Annotated in this window: 23 protein-coding genes; 18 read left to right on the top strand and 5 right to left on the bottom strand. The window is 49.6% G+C overall.

Annotation, left to right across the window (positions count from 1 at the left end; translation table 11 throughout):
- The first annotated feature begins 52 nt into the window (after positions 1–52).
- The 4 genes from A7K91_RS17325 (at position 53) to A7K91_RS17340 (ending at position 4,500) form a co-directional block, all read left to right on the top strand.
- Positions 53–1,267, top strand: coding sequence for a pyridoxal phosphate-dependent aminotransferase (locus tag A7K91_RS17325; RefSeq protein WP_068684957.1), 1,215 nt, complete (start codon positions 53–55; stop codon positions 1,265–1,267).
- 112 nt (positions 1,268–1,379) lie between these two features.
- A complete protein-coding gene (locus tag A7K91_RS17330; protein WP_068684959.1) occupies positions 1,380–2,279 on the top strand; it encodes a dihydrodipicolinate synthase family protein in 900 nt (299 codons plus the stop codon).
- Between the two features lie 364 nt (positions 2,280–2,643).
- Positions 2,644–3,771 carry a BclA C-terminal domain-containing protein gene (locus A7K91_RS17335; protein ID WP_068684961.1) on the top strand — a complete coding sequence of 376 codons (1,128 nt, stop codon included), beginning with the start codon at positions 2,644–2,646 and terminating at the stop codon, positions 3,769–3,771.
- A 96-nt stretch (positions 3,772–3,867) separates the two neighbouring features.
- On the top strand, positions 3,868–4,500 hold the full coding sequence (locus A7K91_RS17340) for an S-Ena type endospore appendage (protein WP_068684963.1): 633 nt from the start codon (positions 3,868–3,870) through the stop codon (positions 4,498–4,500).
- A gap of 197 nt (positions 4,501–4,697) precedes the next feature.
- Here the strand turns inward: A7K91_RS17340 and A7K91_RS17345 are convergent, their stop codons facing one another.
- Complete coding sequence (locus A7K91_RS17345) at positions 4,698–5,069, bottom strand: DUF3992 domain-containing protein (RefSeq protein WP_068684965.1); 372 nt, start codon at positions 5,067–5,069, stop codon at positions 4,698–4,700.
- A 217-nt stretch (positions 5,070–5,286) separates the two neighbouring features.
- Between A7K91_RS17345 and A7K91_RS17350 the strand changes: the two genes are divergently transcribed.
- The 9 genes from A7K91_RS17350 (at position 5,287) to A7K91_RS17390 (ending at position 14,713) form a co-directional block, all read left to right on the top strand.
- Positions 5,287–6,111, top strand: a complete 825-nt coding sequence (locus tag A7K91_RS17350) for a MerR family transcriptional regulator (protein ID WP_068684967.1) — start codon at positions 5,287–5,289, stop codon at positions 6,109–6,111.
- A gap of 118 nt (positions 6,112–6,229) precedes the next feature.
- Positions 6,230–6,652, top strand: coding sequence for an NfeD family protein (locus tag A7K91_RS17355; RefSeq protein ID WP_068685233.1), 423 nt, complete (start codon positions 6,230–6,232; stop codon positions 6,650–6,652).
- A gap of 4 nt (positions 6,653–6,656) precedes the next feature.
- A complete protein-coding gene (locus A7K91_RS17360) occupies positions 6,657–7,589 on the top strand; it encodes an SPFH domain-containing protein (RefSeq protein ID WP_068684970.1) in 933 nt (310 codons plus the stop codon).
- A 177-nt stretch (positions 7,590–7,766) separates the two neighbouring features.
- Positions 7,767–8,864: an FtsH protease activity modulator HflK gene (gene hflK / locus A7K91_RS17365; RefSeq protein WP_245697598.1), complete on the top strand. Its 1,098-nt coding sequence runs from the start codon at positions 7,767–7,769 to the stop codon at positions 8,862–8,864.
- The gene (gene hflC / locus A7K91_RS17370; protein WP_068684972.1) at positions 8,861–9,727 is read left to right on the top strand and encodes a protease modulator HflC; all 867 of its coding nucleotides are present in this window, start codon (positions 8,861–8,863) and stop codon (positions 9,725–9,727) included. Before hflK ends, hflC begins: the two co-directional genes overlap by 4 nt.
- 78 nt (positions 9,728–9,805) lie before the next feature.
- A complete protein-coding gene (locus A7K91_RS17375; protein WP_425415665.1) occupies positions 9,806–10,597 on the top strand; it encodes a YheC/YheD family protein in 792 nt (263 codons plus the stop codon).
- 182 nt (positions 10,598–10,779) lie between these two features.
- Positions 10,780–13,317, top strand: a complete 2,538-nt coding sequence (locus A7K91_RS17380) for a beta-mannosidase (RefSeq protein ID WP_068684976.1) — start codon at positions 10,780–10,782, stop codon at positions 13,315–13,317.
- A 76-nt stretch (positions 13,318–13,393) separates the two neighbouring features.
- Complete coding sequence (locus A7K91_RS17385) at positions 13,394–14,116, top strand: MBL fold metallo-hydrolase (RefSeq protein ID WP_068684978.1); 723 nt, start codon at positions 13,394–13,396, stop codon at positions 14,114–14,116.
- 3 nt (positions 14,117–14,119) lie between these two features.
- Positions 14,120–14,713, top strand: coding sequence for a TetR/AcrR family transcriptional regulator (locus A7K91_RS17390; protein WP_068684980.1), 594 nt, complete (start codon positions 14,120–14,122; stop codon positions 14,711–14,713).
- Positions 14,714–14,832: 119 nt separating this feature from the next.
- Here A7K91_RS17390 and A7K91_RS17395 read toward each other — a convergent pair whose 3' ends face one another.
- Positions 14,833–15,750, bottom strand: coding sequence for an ROK family protein (locus A7K91_RS17395; RefSeq protein ID WP_068684982.1), 918 nt, complete (start codon positions 15,748–15,750; stop codon positions 14,833–14,835).
- Between the two features lie 242 nt (positions 15,751–15,992).
- Here A7K91_RS17395 and A7K91_RS17400 point away from each other — a divergent pair, with 242 nt between their 5' ends.
- Positions 15,993–17,240 carry an MFS transporter gene (locus tag A7K91_RS17400; protein ID WP_082967532.1) on the top strand — a complete coding sequence of 416 codons (1,248 nt, stop codon included), beginning with the start codon at positions 15,993–15,995 and terminating at the stop codon, positions 17,238–17,240.
- Positions 17,241–17,413: 173 nt separating this feature from the next.
- Here A7K91_RS17400 and A7K91_RS17405 read toward each other — a convergent pair whose 3' ends face one another.
- Positions 17,414–17,641, bottom strand: coding sequence for a 3-dehydroquinate dehydratase (locus A7K91_RS17405; RefSeq protein WP_068684984.1), 228 nt, complete (start codon positions 17,639–17,641; stop codon positions 17,414–17,416).
- A 197-nt stretch (positions 17,642–17,838) separates the two neighbouring features.
- Positions 17,839–18,252, bottom strand: coding sequence for a pentapeptide repeat-containing protein (locus A7K91_RS17410; RefSeq protein WP_342671745.1), 414 nt, complete (start codon positions 18,250–18,252; stop codon positions 17,839–17,841).
- Positions 18,253–18,474: 222 nt separating this feature from the next.
- Between A7K91_RS17410 and A7K91_RS17415 the strand changes: the two genes are divergently transcribed.
- From A7K91_RS17415 to A7K91_RS17430, 4 genes are all read left to right on the top strand, one after another.
- On the top strand, positions 18,475–19,242 hold the full coding sequence (locus A7K91_RS17415) for a sugar phosphate isomerase/epimerase family protein (protein ID WP_068684986.1): 768 nt from the start codon (positions 18,475–18,477) through the stop codon (positions 19,240–19,242).
- A gap of 50 nt (positions 19,243–19,292) precedes the next feature.
- Positions 19,293–20,321 (top strand): Gfo/Idh/MocA family protein, encoded by a 1,029-nt coding sequence (locus A7K91_RS17420; protein ID WP_068684988.1) that lies wholly within the window; start codon positions 19,293–19,295, stop codon positions 20,319–20,321.
- A 225-nt stretch (positions 20,322–20,546) separates the two neighbouring features.
- Positions 20,547–21,410 carry a CAP domain-containing protein gene (locus A7K91_RS17425; RefSeq protein WP_068684990.1) on the top strand — a complete coding sequence of 288 codons (864 nt, stop codon included), beginning with the start codon at positions 20,547–20,549 and terminating at the stop codon, positions 21,408–21,410.
- Positions 21,411–21,493: 83 nt separating this feature from the next.
- On the top strand, positions 21,494–22,210 hold the full coding sequence (locus A7K91_RS17430; RefSeq protein ID WP_068684992.1) for a 3D domain-containing protein: 717 nt from the start codon (positions 21,494–21,496) through the stop codon (positions 22,208–22,210).
- Between the two features lie 76 nt (positions 22,211–22,286).
- Here A7K91_RS17430 and A7K91_RS17435 read toward each other — a convergent pair whose 3' ends face one another.
- On the bottom strand, positions 22,287–23,210 hold the full coding sequence (locus tag A7K91_RS17435; RefSeq protein ID WP_068684994.1) for a polysaccharide deacetylase family protein: 924 nt from the start codon (positions 23,208–23,210) through the stop codon (positions 22,287–22,289).
- Positions 23,211–23,297: the final 87 nt, after the last annotated feature.

Genomic DNA, 23,297 nt, shown 5'->3' on the forward strand with positions numbered 1-23,297 from the left:
GATACGGAAAAACCGTATGTGTTGAACACAAAATTATGCGAGGTGAGCCGAGATGATTATCGAGCAAACAGAACAACGCGAGCTGGCTCCCTGGACGGAGAAGCTGCTGCCGTCCCCAACGGCCGAACTGGAGGCGAGAGTGGCGCGCCTTCAGCAGGGCGGCGTAAAGGTATACCGCTTTGGACTGGGACAGCCCGATTTCCCGACGCCGGAGCATGCCAAGGAAGCGGCAGTTGAGGCGATTCGGAACAATTTTACCGGATACACCGATACTGCGGGCATTGCGCCGCTTCGGGAAGCGATAGCGGATGCGTTGCAGCAGCAATGCGGAGTGCTATACGCTCCCGATGAAATTGTCGTTTCCTCCGGCGGCAAGCATTCCTTGTTTAATGCCTTCAATACGCTGCTTCGAAGTGGCGATGAGGTGTTGCTGCCGATCCCTTATTGGGTTTCGTTCCCGGAGCAAATCAAGTTTGCGGGAGCAAAGCCGGTATTCATTCAAACGGATGCCCGCACAGGCTACAAGGTGACTCCCGCCATGCTGGAGAAACAATTGACGCCGTCAACCCGCATGCTTGTTTTGAATCAGCCTGGAAATCCTTCCGGTGCGGTTTACAGCCGGGCGGAGCTTGAGGATATTGCCAGGTTTTGCATAAAGCACAACCTGTGGGCGATCAGCGACGAGGTTTATTCCTGCTTTGTTTTTAATGAAGAAGGCTTTACAAGTCTGGCCGGCTTGCCGGGAATGAAGGAAAGAACCGTACTGATTAACGCCGTTTCCAAGACGTACAGCATGACGGGATGGCGAATCGGCTATGCCGCGGCTCCTGCTCCGGTGGCAGCGGCGATGCTTAAGCTCCAGTCTCATACAACAAGCAACCCCTCCTCCATTGCGCAAATGGCTGCGCTAGCCGCTATTTCGGGGCCGCAGGATCAGGTTGAGCAGATGAGATGCGTTTACCGGGATAGACGCGAGATATTGGCAACGGGTGTCAATCGGATTCGTGGCTTGTATTGTCTTGTACCTGAAGGCGCATTTTACGTGTGGGTCGATGCTTCGGAATGGCTCGGCAAAACGTTATGCGGCACAGTGGTGGATTCTATGGATACGCTCGCGGAAATTTTATTGTCGCGCAGCAATGTTGCCGTCATGCCGGGCACCGGCTTTGGCAGTCCCGCGCATTTGCGCCTGTCCTACGCCATATCTATGGAAGAAATTCAAGACGGTCTGAATGAAATTGGCAAGCTGCTGGGATATAAGGAATGAGGAGCAGGGATAAGGCATAGGGCATAAGGATTAATAATTATGGGCTAGGGGATAAAAGGCAGGTTTTATTGTTTAAGGACTATTGACCAATGAATACGGGAGGATGACATAGATGAAAGCAGCCGTATTAAAAGAAAAGCTAAAAGGCATATACGTATTGGCGGTGACTCCATTTACAGAGGACGGATCTCAGATTGACGAGGAAGCGCTTAAACGCAATATCGACCATTTTATTGCTTCGGGGGCTCACGGCATTGTTGTGGGCGGCACATATGCGGAATATCCCAGCATGACCTTGCAGGAACGCCAGCAGCTTTTCCGCTGCGCAGCCGAAGCGGTTGGAGGGCGAATTCCTTTGCTTTGCTGTACGGCGGCCAGCGGCACGGCGGAAGCTATTCAGCTTACCGAGGCTGCAAAGCAATACGGAGCGGACGGGGTTATGGTAACCCCGCCTTATGTGTCCGAGGTTCGGCCCGCCGATATTTTTTATCACTTTCAGCAGCTGAATGATGCCGTCGATATCCCTCTTTTCATTTACAATAGCGCAAGCATTGGTGTTCATCTGAGTCCGGAAGAAATTAAGGCACTGGCGTCGTTGCCTAATGTGGCGGGCGTGAAGCAAGGAGCCACCGATCTTCATGCGCTGGTCCGCACGCAAGCGTATGCCGGAGACGAAATTGCGGTGTTGTGCGGTTCGGATGGTCTGATACTGGGCGCGCTGGCATCGGGCCTGACCGGCTGCAGCTCGACCAATGCCAATTTTATGGCTAGTCAGTTTGTGGCTTTGTACAACGAATTCAAGGCAGGCCGCAATGAAGATGCGATCACTCGCTACTATAGCTGGCAGCCCGTTCGCGAGCTTGCGAGGAAGTACGGCCAGCCTGCCATGGTCAAGGCTGCACTTGAATTGGTCGGTCTGCCCTCCGGTCCGGTGCGCGCACCATTCCGCCCGCTGGACGAGGCGGTGAGGGATGAGGTTGCCTCCGTATTGCGGGGACTGAATTTGATTTAGCTGGGGGGACTTATCCAATACATGTCCAAGACGCTTTCAACACCAAGGATTTTCCTGGTGGTGAAGGCGTTTTTTTGGATGGATCGCTAAATGCATATCCATTGAAAAAGAATGACCGTCCGAAACGAGCCGTTAATATAAGGCGCCCCGAAACAGCATGGAGGACAGCGGATTTTTGCGGAAGAAGGCAGTAATACAAGCAGTTGAATGCCTTAGCGCATTAATTGAAACTAAGATGTTTACTGGAGCGCAGAATTAGCAGAATGATAGGAAACCAATGCTTTGGCTATGGGGTGAATAAGTGGTGGAAGCTTGCTGTAATCATGCTAACTGTTGTAATCTCTATAGCGGCGATTGCCATAGCTTGTATTGTGATGGCATCAATAATGACTGCCCGTTTGGTCCAACCGGTCCAACAGGGCCTGAAGGACCCACCGGCCCGACAGGCCCAACGGGTCCAACAGGATCGGATGGTGCAACTGGCTCCACCGGTCCGACAGGCCCAACGGGCCCAACAGGATCGGATGGTGCAACTGGCTCCACCGGCCCGACAGGCCCAACGGGTCCAACAGGATCGGATGGTGCAACTGGCTCCACCGGCCCGACAGGCCCAACGGGTCCAACAGGATCGGATGGAGTAACAGGTCCCACCGGCCCAACAGGAGCAACCGGACCCACTGGTCCGGCGGGAGTCGCCGGAGCCACGGGTGCAACTGGCCCCACCGGTCCGGCGGGAGTCGATGGAGCCACGGGAGTAACGGGCCCCACCGGTCCGGCGGGAGTCACCGGAGCCACTGGCGCAACGGGCCCGACCGGTCCGATGGGAGCCGCCGGGGCCACGGGCGCAACGGGCCCGACCGGTCCGGCGGGAGTCACCGGAGCCACGGGCCCCACCGGTCCGGCGGGAGTCGCCGGAGCCACGGGAGCAACGGGCCCCACCGGTCCGGCGGGAGTCGCCGGAGCCACGGGAGCAACGGGCCCCACCGGTCCGACGGGAGTCGCCGGAGCCACGGGAGCAACCGGCCTCACTGGTCCAACGGGAGCCACTGGAGCGACAGGAGCAACTGGTCCTGCCTCCTTGCTTGGCGGCTCAGCTGCTAATACAAGCGGTGCAACAATTGTGATCACTTTGTTGAATCCTACTGCCAATATCCCATTTCCCAATGCTCAAAATTTGCCTGCGGGCATTACTGTAAATAATCCTACGGCAACTATATTTACAATTGCGACTACTGGCCGTTACCTGATCACTTATTCTGTCTATCCGACGCTTTCGCTGCTCACAACCTTCCAGCTTTTTCTCAATGCAACTGCCGTTGCGGGATCGCAGGTCAATGCAGCAATCGGGATAGGCCTGGTATACAATCAGATCGTTCTTAACATTACAGCCGGAGATACCATTCGTGTAACAGCTAGTGCAACCCTGGCCGCTACAGTTGGGCTAGCAGCAGGGACAACAGCAGCAACGGTTTCTTTTGTGCAGTTGAGCTGAATCAATGCTTTCTCGGGAAATGCCTTAACCCAAATTAATAACCCTTTTCCGCTATTGAACATTTAATAATAGAGATGGGGGAAGGGAGGGGGAGGAATGGCCGGGAAACGGGATAAGCGTAACTGCAAAAACAAAAATTCAACAGGTCATAGAGCAGCATTGCATCCTTGCAAGATGCGCAAAAACCCGTTAAGACCGTATCGGATTCCCCAGCGCCCTCACATTCAATATGTTGCCTCATATACCAGACCGGTGCCAAAAGCGCTTCCGGTTATCCCGGCAAAATTGCCCGTTGAGGTGGAAACAAACGCCGCGTTTCCGCAACATGCCTTGTCCTCCTCTCAATCTGTCAGTGATTACGAACTGGCGGGGAGAAGGCCAATCACTCAGGATAAGGAATGCTGCGGAAACTTCCAAATTCACGATTTTCCGGACGAACCGTTGCAGCTTTGGCTGCTTGGCCAGCATCTTGAGGCTGTTTTGTGCCAGATTTCCATTTATAATAGCCCATCCAGTACCGGTGCGGTAGAGGTTAGCGCCATGGGAGAAGAGCTGGCTGCTTTTGTTGTTCAACCGGGCAATACAGGCACATTTACCGGAACAGACATCAAAAAAGTATCTATCCGTTTCAAGGAAGGACGCCCCGCTTATATCGAAGGTAAATATTGTATATCCACTTCTTTTTTGATTAAAAGACATCCTTGTCCAGATGAATGCGATTATGAATAATTTAATGGGTCTGTCCAAAAAGTGTCACGGTGAATAAATATTCAGCGAAATCTGTACCTGCAGGAAAAGGGTGTCATGGAAGCTCAAGCCTATTTATCCGCTTGACTTTTCGGACAGCCCCAAACAAAAAAAGTACTCTTTTCCCTAATGCTGTTGCGGGAAGAGAGTACCTTTTATGAATATAGCTGAAAATCCGATCAGGTAACCGAATAGCGGGTTGTGATACAGAATTCGCCTTGGAAGGCGCCAGTGGCTGCTGCTGGAATAACGGCCTGAATAACAGAAAAGCGGGAAAACGTAAAGGTTGTGCTGGAGCCTGGATCAAGCGTGATAGGTGTGCCGATTGCATCGCCATTGCCGTCTAGAACAACAAGCGTAATTGCCTCCGAGCCCAAATCAAATTTCAAATAGCCGGTGCCAACGATGTTTTGAGTGATGTTGTTTGTATACAGCGTTATGGTCACGGCGGCAACCGCTCCAGTACCGCTCCAGGGACTGCATACCTTATCCTGTACAAATGTTTTTTCGGGACAGCAGCTTAAGGCGGCCGATGATCCGCAACATGACATTTCAACACAGCTCCTTTTTTTATAGTTCTAGATAGTTAATGCAAGGAGGGGCGGGCTGGATTGTATTTTTACCTATGTTGGGTTATATTCGATAAATTTCTTTCCATTTCCTAAATCTGGTTTGTTAAATTGACGATATAGGGTATCAGGACGATTATCGGCTTGACACTTACGTTACGTAAGATTGTATGGTGAAGCCAGAAAGGAGCGGATTCATATGAAAATAAAAGAGGTATGCAAGCGAACGGGCTTGACGGAACGCACCATTCGGTATTATGTCGAAGAGGGGCTGATCAAGCCGGAGATAACACTCAAGGGCGGCAGGGAATACCGCGAATATAGCGAACATGACTTAGAGGAACTGGAGACGGTTGCGGGACTGCGCAAGCTGTTTTTTACAATTGATGAAATCAAGGATATGAACAATACCCCTGAGCGGATCGGTGCTGTTTTGGACGCCTACAAGCTAAAGCTTGCTTCTGATGCCAGGGCCAAAGCGGCCATAGTTGAGGCCTTGGATCAACTTGGAACTAACCGCCTCCAATCGGCATCGGAGGTAGCCCGGAAGTTGAGACAGCTATCGGAAGGACTCCCGCTGCCGCAAAGAGATATCAATCCCAATTTCGGCAGATTCGAACCGGGCTCCAAGGAGGAGCGGGAGCAGGAATATAATCGGTTTGTCGAAAAGCAGGCCCGGCAATACAAGACGGGGCGCGCAATCGTTTTTTCGATAGCCGGAATAAATATGTTGTTCGCGTTGTTGGCGTTCATTTACAACTTAAACGTTTTAAACCTTATCGTGCAGCTTACGCTATCCATTTGCCTGGCTCTTGGCATTAGCTGGGTTCGATATTTATTCATTATTGGAGCGGGGTTAGCCGTCTTGGTTTATGGAATGGTTGTGTTTGTTGCCTTCGGCGAAGGCTTGCTGTTGATTGCGATTTTGTCGTTGCTGTATGTTGCTTATGCCGTTGCCGTCACTATCCTTTTATTCCGCAGCGAAGCGGTAAGCGAATTTCTGTATAAGCAAAAAAACGGATGAAGCTTAAAACGCCTGTATCCGTGCTCATATTTCGACAATATTTTTGGAGACATGGCAGGTCTTTGACAGGTCGGTATCGAATAAATTATATGTTGAAGGGCAGGTGATAAAAGTGGATATGTGGCTGATCTGGCTCATTGTTGCAGCGGTTTTGATTATAGCGGAAATGCTGACCTTGACTTTTTATTTATTATGGCTGGCCATAGGCGCTTTGGCGGCGGCGGTGGTCGATTTTATCATCCCTGGTGCTTGGGTGCCGGAGGTTATCGTTGGATGCGTCGTGGCGTTGGCTTTAACTATTTTTACGAAGCCGCTTACGCGCCGGATGGCGTTATCCAGAGGGTTTAAGGATGCGGTTGACGAGATGATCGGCAAGGAAGGAATCGTGATGGAGGATATTGCGCCCAGCTTGCCCGGCATTGTGAAGGTTGGCGGCGATATGTGGAGCGCGGAATCCGAAGAAAGCTTGAAGAAGGGCGAGACGGTTATCGTATTGGCTCGGGGAAGCGCTTTTTTGCAAGTAACCAAATGGGGAGGCTAACAAAATGGAGTATGTTATACCAATTATTATTGTAGCGCTGGTTGTTGTGTTTATCGCCATGACCGTCAAAATTATTCCGCAGCAAAGAGTCGGCGTTGTGGAACGGCTTGGTAAATTCAACCGGTTGCTTACGCCTGGCATTAATATTTTGATTCCCATCATTGATCATGTAAGAACGTATCATGACCTGCGTATTCAGCAGGCCAACGTGCCTCCGCAAACCGTTATTACAAAAGATAACGTCCAGGTTAAAATCGACACGATCATCTTTTATCAGGTGACGGGGCCGGAGCAGGCTACATACGGTATTTCTGATTACGTATATGGCGTGCGCAATATCAGCACGGCAACGATGCGTCAAATTATCGGCAAGATGGAGCTTGACGAAACGTTGTCGGGCCGTGAAAAAATATCGACGGATATTCGCGTAGCGCTTGATGAAGCAACCGAAAAATGGGGCGTGCGCATTGAACGGGTGGAGGTCATCGACATCCAGCCGCCTAATGATATCCAGGATGCTATGGATAAGCAGATGAAGGCGGAGCGCAGCAAACGGGCAATGGTACTGGAAGCGGAAGCAGCCAAGCAGGATATGATTCTGCGCGCCGAAGGCGACAAGCAAAGCCAGATTCTTAAGGCGGAGGGCGAGAAGGAAGCGCGCATCCGGCAAGCGGAAGGCCAACGTCAGGCGCAGGAGCTGGAGGCGCTTGGGGAAGCCAAGGCGATTCAATCCATTGCCGAAGCCGAAAAGCTGAGAATCGAAATGCTCCGCTCTGCGGGTCTGGATGAAAATGTATTAACCTATCGCTCGCTCGAGACGTTAAGCGATGTTGCCAACGGAGCCGCCAACAAAGTATTTATTCCGACCCGGGCAGTGGAGACTCTTGGAAGCATCGGAGCGATTGGCGAAATGCTGAAGGAGCAGCGTAAATCATAATAAAGGCCGATTAAGCCAATTAACGGGGTGCCACAGGCGTTTTTCGCCTTGCGGCAAACCCGTTTTTTTGGTTCCGGGAAAAGAAATGCTTAAAATAAGCTTAAAAAAGTGTTACCAATCGTTATAATAGACGTAGTAACTTTATGTAATTGGCAACTAAAGAGGGGAGAGATTGGATTGGATTTTAATAATCAGGAGCCGCCAAGAGCAGTGCCTAACCCGGAGCGCAAGCCGCCGGAGCTGAAGCCCGGCGTAGTCAGAAACTGGCTGGTCGCCATCGTTGGGGTCGTTATTTTGTTTTACGTAGGCTCCACATCTTTTTACACGGTACAGGAGCAGGAGCGCGCCGCTATTTTGACGTTTGGCAAATATACGCATGAAACCACCTCCGGTCTTCATTTCAAATGGCCTTACCCGATTCAGGAAGTTCGGGTCGTACAGGCCGAGCTGACTCAGAAAATTACAATCGGCTACCGTCAAAACGGCAATACCGTCACGCCGGTTGATGATGAAGCTATGATGATTACAGGCGACGAAAATATCGTATCCGCAGATGCGGTCGTCACCTTTAAAATTAGCAACATACGCAATTATCTCCATAATATCAGCGATCCCGAGCAATTCCTTCGCAATGCGGCAAGCGCATCCATTCGTTCCGTTATCGGCTCGCAAAAGCTTGACTACGCGATTACAGACGGAAAAACAGCCATTCAGGATATGGCGCGCGAGCGTCTGATCGAGCTGCAAAGCCGTTATGAAACCGGCATTCAAATTATCGACCTGAAATTCCAGGATATCGAGCCGCCGGGCGGCGAGGTTGAAGAGGCCTTCCGTGCCGTTACCAACGCCCGCGAGGAAAAAAATACGAAGGTCAACAATGCCCGCAAATACGAAAATGAGCGGATTCCTAACGCCCGAGGCGAAGCGCAGGCTATGCTCGAGCAAGCGGAAGCCGAGAAGAAATCCCGGATTTTGAATGCGGAAGGCGACGTGGCTAAATTTAATGCCATCTATTCGGAATATGCCAAAAATCCGTCCGTAACGGAAAGCCGTCTCATTCTGGAGACGCTGGAGAAAATTTTGCCGGATGCCAAAATCTTTATTACAAACTCCGGCAGCAACACCGTCAATTATTTGCCGCTTAATGAGCTGCTGGGCAACCGCAGCAGCGGAGCAACGGCAACACAGCAGCAGGCGCAAACGCCGGTACAGACGCCGCAGGCTCCGCAGGCAACGGAATCGCAGCAGGAAGCGCAAGGAGGTAACGGTCAATGAAAAACAAACTCTGGATTTTTATAGGCGCCATCGTTGTTTTATTGATCGTAGGCGCAGGCTCCATGTTTATCGTGAAAGAAGGGGAATATAAGGTTGTTTTGAGATTTGGAGAAGCGATTCGTACAGTGAAGGAGCCGGGGCTGAAGTTCAAGGTTCCGTTTATCGAAAACACAACGACTTTGCCCAAATACCAAATGACATTCGAAAGCAACCCGGGCCAAATTTTGACCAAGGACAAAAAGCCGATTTTGGTCGACAACTATACCATCTGGCGGATCAACAATCCGGAGAAATACATTCGTACGCTGCATACAGTTAGCGGCGGCGCGATGAGAATTGAAGAGGCGGTATACAACTCCGTCAGACGTAAGCTTTCGGAAGTGGATTACGATGTAATCATTAGCGAAAATACGGCTAGAGGCAATATCAACGACGAAATTACGGCCGACGTATCCGCTGCGCTTGACCGCGGCGAATACGGAATCGAAATTGTCGATGTGCGCATCAAACGGACCGACTTGCCTGAAAGCAATAAACAAAGCGTGTACAACCGGATGATCTCCGACCGTCAGTCCATGGCGGCGCGTTACTTGTCCGAGGGCGATGAGGAATCCCGCATCGTTCGTTCCAAAGCGGACCGTACGGCGGTTGAGCTGCTGGCGCAAGCCGAAGCCGACGCCAAAAAAATCGTTGCGGAAGGCGAGCAGGAAGCGGCCCGTATTTATAACATTTCCTACGGCAAAGACCCTGCATTCTATAACCTTTACCGCACGCTGGAAAGCTACGTCGTCACTCTGGCGAATGAGCCCGTTATTATGCTGCCTATCGAATCGCCATACGCTAAAATTTTGATGGGTGAATAAGTACCGATTGGCAAATATGCGGATAACTATGGTTATGCGTACAGGCATAATGTGATTAGCCTCATACAGTATGGTGAGGTGACTGCATTGTCTGTCAAACGTTATGCCAGCACAACCATTAGGGGGAAGCAAAAGGTTTGCCGTTATATGCGCGGCGATTCCAGGGTTCGTTCCCTGGTTCCCCATACTATGTCCTTTAGCAAAGAACATTTGTTCAGCATGATGGAGAGGCATCCCGTTTTGTATATCAAGCCGGATATCGGCTCGTTAGGGATTGGCATTTTTCGTTTGAAGCGAGGGAAGGGCGGCGGGTACCGACTAAAGGAAATTGTGGGGAAAACCCAGAAATCCCGCCGCTTTACCCAATTGTCGGACGTTTATCAGGCCATTGTTTCCGCACGAAGGAGCAGGCTTATTATTCAGCAAGGCATCCCGCTCTCCAAGGTTGGCGGCCGTGCCTACGACATTCGGGCAATGGTGCAGCGCAAGCCTGACGGACCCTGGGTTTGCACCGGCTTCATGGTCAAGATCGCCGGCTCCGGAAAAATCGTTACAAACTATTACCAAGGCGGAAAAATCGTTTCGCTTGGCTCACTCCATGAGCAGCTGGGCTTAACGGAGGAGGCTGGCGCAAGCCGCAAGGCCAAGCTAACGTCTGCAGCGCTTGATATAGCCAGATGTTTGTCCAAGCGCAGAAGCGGCATGTCCGAGCTGGGAATTGATTTTGCTTTCGACAGCGGCGGAAAGCTCTGGGTATTGGAGGTTAACTCCAATCATCCGCAGTTCCATCCTCTTCGCAGCATTGATCCCGGGGCGTACCAGAAAATGAAAAGCTTTGCGGCTTCCTATGGCAGATTTAACGCGAAATAATCCCATCAGCTTTTTTGTAGCAGCAGGTCATATAGTGACCTGCTTTTTTGTTGTTGGCTAAAAACGTGAATATAGATAACTAAACTAACAAAATAACATACAAAAAACCTAACTATTTGGTATAATATTAGCATGAAACCTAACAAAACGAAAACTGGATAAGGAAAGCGGAGGATTTGGAAATGGTCAAAACAAAGTTACTGCATGACGGGTGGAAATTCAGAAGAGCTGATGAGGAAGACTGGCTGCCTGCATCCATACCAGGCTGCGTGCATACCGACTTGTTGAAAAACGGAATAATTAAAGATCCCTTTTACGGGACAAATGAGCATCGGCTCCAGTGGATCGATAAAAAGGATTGGATGTATGAAACCAGCTTCGATGCCTCTGACGTCTATGGAGAGTCGTCGATTTACCTTGTTTTTGACGGATTGGATACTTATTGTAACGTTTATCTGAACGGAGCATTAATTCTGAAAGCGGATAATATGTTTCGGCAATGGCGGGTCGATGTAAAATCGCATTTAAAGGAAAGGAATAATGCTCTGCAAGTTGTGTTCCGCTCGCCGATTCACGAGGATTTGCCCAAGCTGGAGCAGCTAGATTATAAGCTCCCTGCGCCTAATGATCAATCGGAGCTCGGGGGGCTTGGGGATAAGCGGGTGAGCGTTTTTGCCCGCAAAGCGCCTTATCATTTTGGCTGGGACTGGGGTCCCCGTTTTGTTACAAGCGGTATTTGGCGAGAGGTCAGAGTAGAGGCATGGACCGGGCTTCGTCTTGCCGACTTATATATTCGGCAGGATGAGATCAGCGCGGAAAACGCCGCTCTTACAGCCATTGCAGAGGTAGAAGCGGATGCGGAATATCGCGGCTTGCTGAAGATTTCAACAGGCGCCGAGACCTGGGAGACCGTGGCGGACTTAAAGCCGGGATTGCAGACCATCGAGTTGAAGCTGGTCATCAAGCAGCCGAAACTTTGGTGGAGCCGGGGGCTTGGCGATCAGCATTTGTACCATTTTGAAGCCGTTCTTGAGGCAAAAGAGGCGCCTTGGAGCGATACATTGTCTGTTCGCACCGGATTGCGCAACGCGAGGCTTGTCAGGGAGAACGATGCTTATGGCACTTCCTTCTATATTGAATTAAACGGCGTCCCTGTATTTGCGAAAGGAGCCAACCATATTCCCGGAGACAGCTTTATTACGGAAATGACAAGGGAGCGGTACCGTCACGAAATTGAAAGCGCGGCGCTTGCCAATATGAATATGCTGCGTGTTTGGGGCGGAGGCATTTACGAACAGCATGATTTTTATGAGTTATGCGATGAATATGGGATTATGGTGTGGCAGGATTTTATGTTTGCCTGCAGCATGTATCCCGGCGATGAAGCGTTTCTGAACAATGTTCGCGAAGAAGCGGAATACAATGTCAAACGTCTGCGCAATTATCCTTCGGTCGTGCTGTGGTGCGGAAATAACGAAATTGACAGCGCGTGGTCTGAGTTTAACGACAAGCTTGGCTGGGGCTGGAGAAAGGAGTTTTCCCGAAAGCAGCAGCAGAAGCTTTGGCAGGATTACGTGGACATTTTCCATGTTATTTTGCCGCAAGCCGTTGACAAGATGCTGCAAGGCATCCCTTATTGGCCCTCCTCGCCTATGCAGGAGGTAACAGGCGATATTAATCAGCATGCGCTTACTCAATCAACGCGAGGGGATATTCATTATTGGGGCGTATGGCACAACAAGGAGCCTTTCGAAAATTACAATGTGCATATCGGACGTTTTATGAGCGAATACGGCTTTCAATCGTTCCCTGAATACAAAACAGTTGTTTCGTATGCGGAGGAAGGCGATTTGCAGTTGGAATCCGAGGTGATGATGGCGCATCAAAAAAACGGCATGGGCAATCGTCTGATTAAAAGCTACATGGACAATTATATGAGGCAGCCTAAAAACTTCCCGTCCTTTCTTTATATGAGCCAGGTGCTGCAGGCGGAAGCGATGAAAATGGCGATCCAGGCTCACAGGCGGCGCAAAGGTTTTTGCATGGGTTCACTTTATTGGCAGATCAATGACTGCTGGCCCGTCGCTTCCTGGGCTGGAATGGATTATACCGGACGCTGGAAAGCGACGCATTATTATGCCAAACGAAGCTTTAGCGATGTGCTTCTATCCATCGACGGCACCTCAAAGGATACCTTGACCATCTATGCAGTATCCGACCTGCTTCAGCCGTTATCGGGCACGCTTCAAGTTTCACTAACTGATTTTGACGGCAAGCTGCTGCATGAAAGCAATTATTCTGTAAACGCCGACGCCAACAGATCTACCCAATTGCTGGCTTTGAGCAAAAAGGAGCTATTGAAGGGCGCAGACCGCAAATCTGTTGTTGTATCTGCTGTGTTGAACGCCGGGGAGGAGCGGGTGCAAGCTGATCCTTATTATTTTGTGCCTTTTAAAGATATGGCTTTGCACAAGGCGAATATTAAAATCAATGAAGTGGAAGGCAGCGGCGGCACGATGTGGCGTATTGAAAGCGATACGCTAGCGAAGGATGTATGGCTGTCTGCCGAAGCCGAGGGCGAATTTAGCAATAATTTTTTTGATTTGCTGCCAGGAAAGCCGGAGACGGTAGCTTTTCTGAGTAAAACCGGCGCAGGGCTGCTGCCTGGCCAGCCTGGCGTGTTGAAGGTTTCCTCCATGGCGGATTATACGCTGAAATAGTAGGCTTGAAAAACTAATGTGATTAGTTTAATATAAAACTAATCACATTAGTTTTTGTTTATGGAGGAGGCTGAGCATGAGATTAACCCGCGAAGAAATGATTGTACAATTGACCTATCTGCCCAGGCTGTTCCCGGTCAATTGCTATTTTGTTGAGGAAAAGGATGCGTTAACGCTGATTGACGCAGGCCTGCCGGTTAATGCCAAAGCCATTATGGATGCCGCGGCAGCGCTAGGAAAACCAATTACATCTATTGTCCTCACCCATGCTCATGCCGATCATGTTGGTTCGCTTGATAGGCTTAAGGCAAAGATGCCTGATGTTAAAGTTTATATTTCGCGCAGGGATGCCAGATTGCTGAAGGGGGATACGACGCTGGAGGACGGCGAAATCAACAAACCCATACGAGGCAGCGTTCCAGCCAATATAGCAACCGCGCCCGACGTGTTGCTGCAGGATGGAGACCGTATCGGATCTTTGCATGCCATTGCAGCACCCGGTCATACGCCGGGCTCCATGGCTTTTGTGGATACAAGAAACGGCAGTTTGCTTGCTGGAGATGCTTTTCAAACAAGGGGCGGGATTACGGTTTCCGGAGTCGTCAGACCCTCCTTTCCGTTTCCCGCCATGGCGACATGGAGCCTGGAGGAGAGCCTGCTTACCGCGCGCAAGCTTCACGCTCTTAAGCCACCTCTTTTGGCGACGGGCCATGGCAATATGGAGCGCAATCCTGCCGATAGGATGCTGCGCGCTATACAGCATGCAGAGCAAGCGCTGTCCAGAAGGAAGGGGAAATAAGGGATGGCCAGAAGAGGATTGGATCTTGAAACCGTTGTTGAAGCGGCGGCGGAATTGGCTGATTACAAAGGGCTGGAGGGGTTGACGATTGCCCAAATTGCAGAAAAACTGCAGGTGCGCCCGCCATCTCTCTACAATCATATCGCCGGTTTGCCGGAGCTTAAGCGCCATCTTGTGCTTTACGGCTATCGTCTGCTGAGAGCGGCAATGAACGAGGCAACTGCCGGAAAAAGCGGCGATGAGGCAATTTTTGCATTCACTAGCGCTTACCTCACCTTTGCGAGACAACGTCCCGGCTTATACGAGCTTACGCTTGGATCGCCCCCGAGAAACGACGAGGAGCTTCAGCAATTAGGGGAGGCGCTTGTTGGAGACCTGCTGCAGATTTTTCAAGAATATGGATTTGCGGGCGAGGAAGGAATCCATGCTGTCAGAGGACTTCGAAGCCTGGTTCACGGCTTTGCATCCATCGAGCAAAAAGGTGGCTTTGGCATACCGATTGAGGTGGATGCCAGCCTCAAATTTATGATGGATATTTATTTGGCAGGAATCAGTCAACGAAAAAGCGAGATGAAAAATGATAAACAAAACGGCTGAAGCACAGAGGAGTCGAAAAATCTAAAGCAAGGCTTAATATCCAGTATAAATACAAAAGCCCTGGGCTCGCGCTTGCCGCGCGAAGTCCAGGGCCTATTCTTTGTTGCTTGGAGTGTGCCTTAATAAGCGCAATGCACCAGAGCGGCAGCTCCGATCAAGCCGGCATCCTGCTGCAATTGTGCCGGGACGATAATAGTTTCCCGTCCGCCAGGGTTAAGCGCATGCTTGGAAACATAGTCCCTTACTGCGGAGAACAACGGTTCCCCTACCTGCGAGACACCGCCCCCGATAACGATTTTGGCTGGGTCCAAAAGATTGACCAACGACACGCAGCCCATACCGATATACGTGTAGACGCGCTGCACCAGCTCCGATATGGCGGGATGTCCGTCGGCGGCCAGCTGGAATGCTTCCTTGGATGTAACCTGCCTGCCCAGCAGCTCGCTTGCCTGCCGCGCAATTGCGGTGCCGGAGGCAATATGCTCCCAATAGCCGGAGGGCTCGTTGTTCAGAACATCACCGGTCGGATGGACAATCATAAAGCCGGCGTCGCCAGCATTGCCGCTTGCTCCGGTTATGAGCTTGCCATGCAGATAGATGCCTGCGCCAATGCCTGTGCTGACGGTAATAAAAACAAAATTGTCGGAGTCCTGTGCGGCGCCAACCCATTTTTCAGCCAAGGTTGCTGCCGTTGCGTCATTTTCCATTTTTACAGGAAGCTGAAGTCTGGAACGCAATTCATCCACAACGGGGTAGTCCCACCAGCTCTTCAAATTAGGGGGGCAAGTCAGCCTTCCCGTAACGGTATTAAGCGGACCTGGAGCGCCAACGCCAACGCCCGTTGCTTGAGACAGTTCGAGTCCGTTGTCCGCCGCCAAACGACGGATTTCAGCCGCGACGCGGTCCAGCATTTCGGAGGGCGAAACACTCAGGTCCGTCTTGATGGAGGTGCCCGCAAGCACCTTTCCTTGCTCGTCCACAAAACCGGCGGCGATTTTTGTTCCGCCGATGTCAATGCCAATTGCAAATGAATTCAAAATCTGTTCCTCCCATAAGGCGTAATAAACATGCTTCCTAGCCAACAGTCTACCATAATGCAACCTTTTGAGAAAGAAAGGGAATCACTTTTCCAATGATAAATACATGACAATTTCGCAAAAGAAATATTCAAGAAGTAATGCTGTACAAATAGCGGGCAGTATAGTAATATCCAATCGAATAGTGCCATAACGGGCTAGTCCCATACTCACAATATCAGGCGGAGAAGGAATGACAACAGATGGCGGGCACAACGAGATCAAGTGCTAGATTGGTACGGTTTGGAATGCCGATGACGGTAAGAGTCTGGAGAAACGCCCGCATAGACTTGGGCGCATCTTGTCTGTTTGCGCTTTTTAATGTAGTAATCAACCAGTTCTATGTAGCGTTTGCCCTCCAGCAGGGAGCAAATAACTTCCAGGTTGGTTTGTTAGCGGCCGCACCGGCGGTCGGGTTGATGTTTTCGCCGTTTTGGGCCAGTTGGATCGAAAAAACCAATAATCCCAAGCCATTTGTTATCATTCCCAATGCAATAGGAAGGCTTCTTATCCTGTTGCCCGCATTTTTTCCTAATCCATCCGTTTATGTGCTGGCTGCACTTGCCTTCCAGCTGTTAATGGGCATACAGGCGCCTGCATACGCTACGCTTGTTTCAAGAATGTATCCTGCCGAGCTGAGGGGCCGCCTGATGGGCTACGTGCGAGTAGCCATGGGCATTCTGATGATCCCGATCGCTTATGGAGTGGGCATCTGGTCGGATGCCTTTGGGCCGTCGGGGGCCTTGATCGCCGCTTCCATAGCGGGATTTTTGTCGGTGGGAATATTTAATAGCATAAAGCTGCCCAAAAAAAACGAGCTTCCGCCGGTTACTGGCAACACCGTAAAAAAGGGCAAGTTTTCGTTTGCCGAGCAATGGAAGCTGGTTAAGGACTACCCGATATTGGGCGTATTTTTGATTGCAACAACGTTTGCCGGCTTTGGAAATATGCTTGCCAGTCCTCTGTATCAGATTATTCAGGTGGATGTGCTGAAGCTGACCAACACGGAAATCGGCTTTGCGCGAGTTGCTTATTTTACAGCATTGCTGCTCACCTTCTGGACTGCGGGAAGAATGATTGATCGTTATCCTATAAAATATACGCTGTTGATTGGCATCGGGGCTTATGCCATTGTGCCGATGCTGTACGGCTTGTGGGGCACTTATCCGGCCGTCATTTTGGGCAACGCCATTCAGGGCGTAGGCGAAGCCATTTGGGATATCGGCATTTTGGCATTTGTTTTCCGTCTTGTCCCTGGCCGGGAAGCCGCCGTATTCGGTATCCATCTTATGCTGTTTGGCGTAAGGGGCACGCTTGGGCCGGTGTTAGGCGCTTCCTTGACCTCCAGCGTCTCCATCAGTACCATTCTGATTGTTGCCGCCATCTGCGGCTGGATCGGAACCATGACGTTTATATGGGGAAATTGGGAGAAGAAGCTTGCCCCTCATTGATTTAAATACCATTTTGCCAAAATAAAAAGACTGCTGTAAGCCATGACAAGTTCCCCGGATAGCTGATGTTCAGCTTTCCGGGGGGACTATCAATTCCGGCTTATCGGCAGTCTTGTTTTTGTTATATGTTCAGAGCGGCAAAGGAGGCCTTGAGCAAGCTCTGGGACACTCCCCTAGTAGAGGGAAATGGTCAACGTATCGCGCTCATAGTAGGAATGAAGCGTCGCTTCGCTGCCAATAACCTCGATGCTAATCAAAGAGCTGATACATTTTTTAAGCGCGTTTTTTCCGGTTTCCAGCTTGCGGTTAAGCGTAGTAGTCAATTTTTCCATCGCTTGCTTGTTTGTATCTGTCAAATAAACGGGGATCCTTTTGTTTTGGAACATCAACATCGTTTTCATATGGAGCGCCTCCATCCTATGAAGGATTTATTTTCTAATTTGAAACCATTGTAACGCATAAATATTAAATGATTCTTAAAATTCATTAAAAAGACCCCTTGATATTATTACATTTTTGTTACAGAGAGCCGTATGACGGCCATGGGGCTGTGCAAATTCAATAAATGCCTGTCATTGAAGGTAATCAAGGCAGCGCACTAATCAACAATTGCCCCATGTGAAATAGAATAGAGAATTGTTTGTTCCCTGTCCATTCGGACTCCTTTGATTTCAAAGGTTTTAAAATCTACACCATCTACTTTGGCCCCCCGTATGTCTGCTCCATATAATTTTCCTTTTGTCAAAATCGTTCTGGACAGATCGCAATCTCTTAAATCCGCTTTTTCCAGGTTAACATTTGAGAGATCCGCCTCGTAAAACCGGACCCCGCGAAGATTTTGCTTCATTAGCTTGCAATGGCGCAGATTGGTGTATGACCAATCGCCTTTCAGGATTGTAATTCCATCCATAATGCAGCTTGAGAAATCCGACCCTGTCATTTTGCAGCTTTCAAATGTGGAAACAAAAAGATTGGCTTCACTGAAATTACAGTTTTCAAAAGCGGATTCCATATGTATTGAGCTATTTAGCGATGCGCCTTTAAAATTACATTCAATGAAGCGGACAGCAATGACAAAATCGCATAAAAATAAGCTAATAAGACAACTTTAATTGACAAAAAACAATCGTTATAATGATACACGAAGACAGGTAAGCCAAGCTGGCTTATGCTGCGCAACTTGGATTGCGAAATAGGCAAATGATTTTACCTACAAAAAGGAGTGCAGCTCAAGATGGAACGTATGGGCATTGGTTTACAGTTGTTTACGCTCAGGGATGCGCTGGCAGAGGATTTTGAAGGCACGCTCCGGAAAGTAGCCGCTATGGGCTATGAAGGCGTTGAATTTGCAGGTTATGGGGACTTTGAAGCTGAAAAATTACGCGATTTGCTGCAGGAGCTTAACTTGAAGGCGATCGGGAGCCATGTTAGCCTTGAAAATCTGGAAAACAATCTGGACAATGAGATCGCTTACCTTAAAACAATTGGCGGCAAATATGTGATTTGCCCATGGCTTCCAGCAGACGCTCGCGATGCCGAGGCATGGCTGGGACATCTGGAAAACTTTAAACGATACGGCAAACATGTCACAGAAGCAGGCCTGCAGTTCGCCTATCATAACCATGAGTTTGAATTTGAGGTTGAAATTGACGGCCAGATGGTGTTCGATGCCATGTACGACCGGATTAATTCAACTGATCTGAAGGTGGAAATGGATATCGGCTGGGTTCAATACTCCGGACTTGATCCGCTTGCTTACATCGGTAAATATGCAGGCAGACTGCCGCTGCTTCATTTGAAGGATTTCCGCAATGGTCACAAAGGCGAGCCGATTGATACGGTTGAGCTGGGACGCGGGGATTTGCCGTTGATGGCTATCATTGAGGCAGCCTCCAAGGCTGGTACCGAATGGCTGATTGTGGAGCAGGACAGATGCGCCAATCCGCCGCTCGAGTCCGTTGCGGAAAGCATGGAATGGGTTAAAGCCAACTATAAAAAATAAATGGCGTTACAATTAATAGCTAAATGATAAACCTTCAGGAGGAAGCAGAAATGACAACCAAAATTAGAGTAGCCGTTATCGGATGTGGCTCCATCTCCAAGCATCGCCATATACCGGAATATGCTGGAAATCCAAACGTGGAGCTTGTTGCATTTGTAGACCCTGTAATTGAGCGTGCAGAGGCTTTTGCACAACAGCATGGAGGTAAAGCTTTTGCCGATGTAGATGCCATGCTGGCGGAAATCAAGCCTGATGCAGTGTCGGTCAATACGCCAAACTATTTGCATGCGCCAATTAGCGTTAAAGCGGCCAATGCAGGCGCGCATGTGCTTGTGGAAAAACCGATGGCTGTTACGGACGAGGAAGCAGCTGGCATGATTGAAGCAGCCAAAGCAAACGGCGTAAAGCTGATGGTTGCGCATAATCAGCGCTTTATGCCTCCGCATGTGAAGGCAAAGCAAATTCTGGAGTCCGGCGTTTTGGGCATGGTGCTGACCTTCCGTACTTCCTTTGGCCATCCCGGTCCGGAAGGCTGGAGCGTTGACGGCGCTGGCAGCTGGTTTTTCCGCAAGGAAGAAGCTATCATGGGAGCAATGGGCGATCTGGGCGTTCATAAGTCCGACCTGATTCGTTGGCTGCTGGATGATGAAGTAGCGGAAATCGGCGCTTTTGTTGGTACGCTGCATAAGGAAGGCACAAAAATTGATGATAACGCCAACTGCGTATTGCGTATGGAAAGCGGCATTATCGGTTCTCTGGTTGCAAGCTGGACGTACTATAAAGGTGAAGACAACAGCACCATTCTATGGTGTGAAAAAGGCGTTATGAAAATCGGCACTCATCCTGACGATCAGGTTATTGTAGAACTGCGCGACGGCACAGTTGAAAAATATAAGGTTGGTGCAATTTCCACCAATGACAAGCAGGAAACAAGCGGTGTAATCGATGCTTTTGTGAACAGCATCGTTACGGATACAGCACCTCCCGTTCCGGGCGAAGAGGGCAGAAAATCGCTTAAAGTTATTTTGAGCGCATTTGAATCGCAGGATACAGGACGTTTCGTTCGTATTCAAAATTAATCTCTCTATAAAAAAAGCGCAATCTCCTTTGTCGGAGGTTGCGCTTTTTTTCATTATTAATGTCTCATTAATAGATTTTAATAAAGCAGTATTGATGCGGGATTGCCCCTTGCTTTAGCGTATTTGGTAATTATTGCGTCATGAAAGCGATATATCCCCATGCTAAGATGTGTCCATCGGCAAGAGGCCCGATAAAAACCATCATGCATAGGAGGCACAAGATTCATGAAGATGAAACACTTGACACTCGGAGTAGCAAGCTTGCTAACGGCGACTGTTATTGGCTCTGGCTTTGCGGCTCCAAAAGCGGATGCGTCATCTGCTGGGAACTATGGATTCAAGCTGCAAACGCAAAACATCCAATATGAACTATTAGGGCAAATCGCCCAAAAATATGGCATAGACCTAAGCGGCTTCTCCTTTACTTACGGAGGCTACACGTTTAAATTCCCAAGCGGCGGCAATTGGAGCACGCCTAAGCCAACGACGCAGCCAACAGCGGCTCCAACGGCCAAGCCAACGACACAGCCAACAGCGGCACCAACGGCTAAGCCAACGACACAGCCAACAGCGGCTCCAACGGCTAAGCCAACGACACAGCCAACAGCGGCTCCGACGGCTAAGCCAACGACACAGCCAACAGCGGCTCCGACGGCTAAGCCAACGACGCAGCCGACAACGGCTCCAACCGCTACGCCTGCGCCAACTTCCGGAAGCGAAATGAGCGATTATCAATCCCAGGTTGTGACACTTGTTAACCAGGAGCGCGCTAAAGCGGGTCTTAAAGCTCTGCAGGTTGATTCGCTTCTGAATAAAGTTGCAACGGAAAAAGCAAGAGACATGGATGTAAACAACTATTTTAGCCATACGTCTCCAACCTACGGCTCGCCTTTTGACATGATGAAAACATTTGGCGTTAAATACAGCTACGCTGGAGAAAACATTGCATCGGGCCAGCCTACGCCGGCACGAGTTATGCAGGACTGGATGAATAGCCCAGGTCATAAAGCCAATATCCTTAATGCAAACTTCACCAAAATCGGCGTTGGTTATGTAAACGGCGAATGGGTTCAAATGTTTATCGGTTAAACAGCCCTTTTATTGCTCAGGATGGAGCGGGCAAATACGCACCTCCATCCTTTTCTTATTATCATACCGGGAGGTACTACGATTTGAAGAAGCAACTTATAAGCTGTGCTGCAATTGCTTTAACCGCTTTATTAGCAGCGGGAAGCGCGCAGGCTGCGGAACAAACACATACGATTCAAAACAACGATACATTTTGGAAGCTTTCGCAATTTTATAAAGTGCCATTGGCAGATGTGCTTGGAGCTAATGCCACTTTGGACCCGCTTAATCTACAGCCGGGTATGGTAGTGAACATTCCTTCCCAAGGAGCTATAACGGCAAAGGCTGACGAGCTTCAATCTGCAAAAATGATTAGCGCCGACATTCAACAATCCGAGTCGGCCAAGCCTCAAGCAACCAAGTCCCAAGCTGCAGCCAAGGAAGAAGCGCCAAAGCCTGAGGCAAAAACCGTAACGGCGCCAAATGGCGAAAAGCATGTTTATGCCAAGAAGCTCCAGCTTAAAGCTACTGCCTATACGGCCGCAGCTTCGGAGAACGGGAAGTGGGGAGCCGTTGATTATTTCGGCAATAAGCTGAAGGTTGGCACCATAGCGGTTGATCCCGATATCATTCCTTTGGGCAGCAAGCTTTATATTACGGGCTATCAATATCCGGGCCTTCCGGAAGGCGGCATGCTTGCGACTGCGTTGGATATGGGCGGCGCAATTAAGGATAACCGGATTGATATATTCGTTCCCGGCTCGACCCAGCAAGCAAGTAAATTTGGTTTCCAAAACGTTAATGTGTACGTTTTGAAATAAAAGCATTGTACAGTCTTTAAAAGCAGGTTCAAAAAGTCCGTCTAATGAGAAATGGACTTTTTGAACTACACTCTTTTTAGCGGTAGGGCTTTCGGTTAAGCAGTTCGGGTAAAGTAACCAGAGTATACCCTTTGCCTTGAAGCCATTCAATTAATGGAGGCAAAGCGTTAAGGGTTCCGCTTAAATCCTGTTTGCTTCCCCCTCCGGCATGCTGAAGAATGATAGATCCCGACTGCAGCGTTTTTCTGATATTGGCAAGCACACGGCTGCTGTCGGGGTTATTCCGCCAATCCTCCGAGTCTACATCCCAATTAACAACGGTATACCCTTTTTCCTGACTCCATTTCACCTGGCTGGGCAATAGCTCTCCATAGGGCGGCCGCAGCAGGGTAGGTTTTTTCCCCGTTATCGAATAAAGAATTTCATTTGTTCTCCCTAACTGCCATTGGAATTGCTCCAATGAAAGCTTGGAAAAAACGGCATGGTTGTAGGAGTGATTGCCAATAACATGGCCTTCGCGCATAATTCTTGCCACAAGCTCCGGATGCTTGGCCGCTCGTTCGCCCACAACAAAAAAGGTGGCGCAAATATTGTATCTGGCCAAAACATCAAGAACAGCTGGCGTAACACGGGGGTCTGGCACATCGTCGAAGGTTAATGCAACCTTCTTTTGATCACGCGCTCCATTCAGCATAAATGTGCCCGGAAATTGCTGATGAAGCTGAACCCAGGACATGCCGCTTTTTTGCCTGACTGCATTGCGTTTTTTTGCTTTGTGCTGTCGTTGCCGTTTTTTTTGACTGCTTCTTTTGCCGGCGGCTGTTTTTTTTGCGTTAACTGCAGGCCGAACCGCTCCGGCAGCTGCTTGAAGCTCATGGTCGCTTTCATTAATGTGTGGAATAGCTGCATGCATGGAGACGGGTTGCGTCGTTAGCAGCAATAAGCAGCACAAGCCTGCGGCAATAAAACGCAGAAATAGTCTGGATCTGGTATAAGACATACGTTTCGCATCCATTTCTGTCAATTCTGTAAGGGTCAGATGTAATATTTCCTCTTACGTCTATCTTCATTCGTTTCAAGCACAAAT

Source organism: Paenibacillus oryzae (genome assembly GCF_001675045.1).
Lineage (GTDB): Bacteria > Bacillota > Bacilli > Paenibacillales > Paenibacillaceae > Pristimantibacillus > Pristimantibacillus oryzae.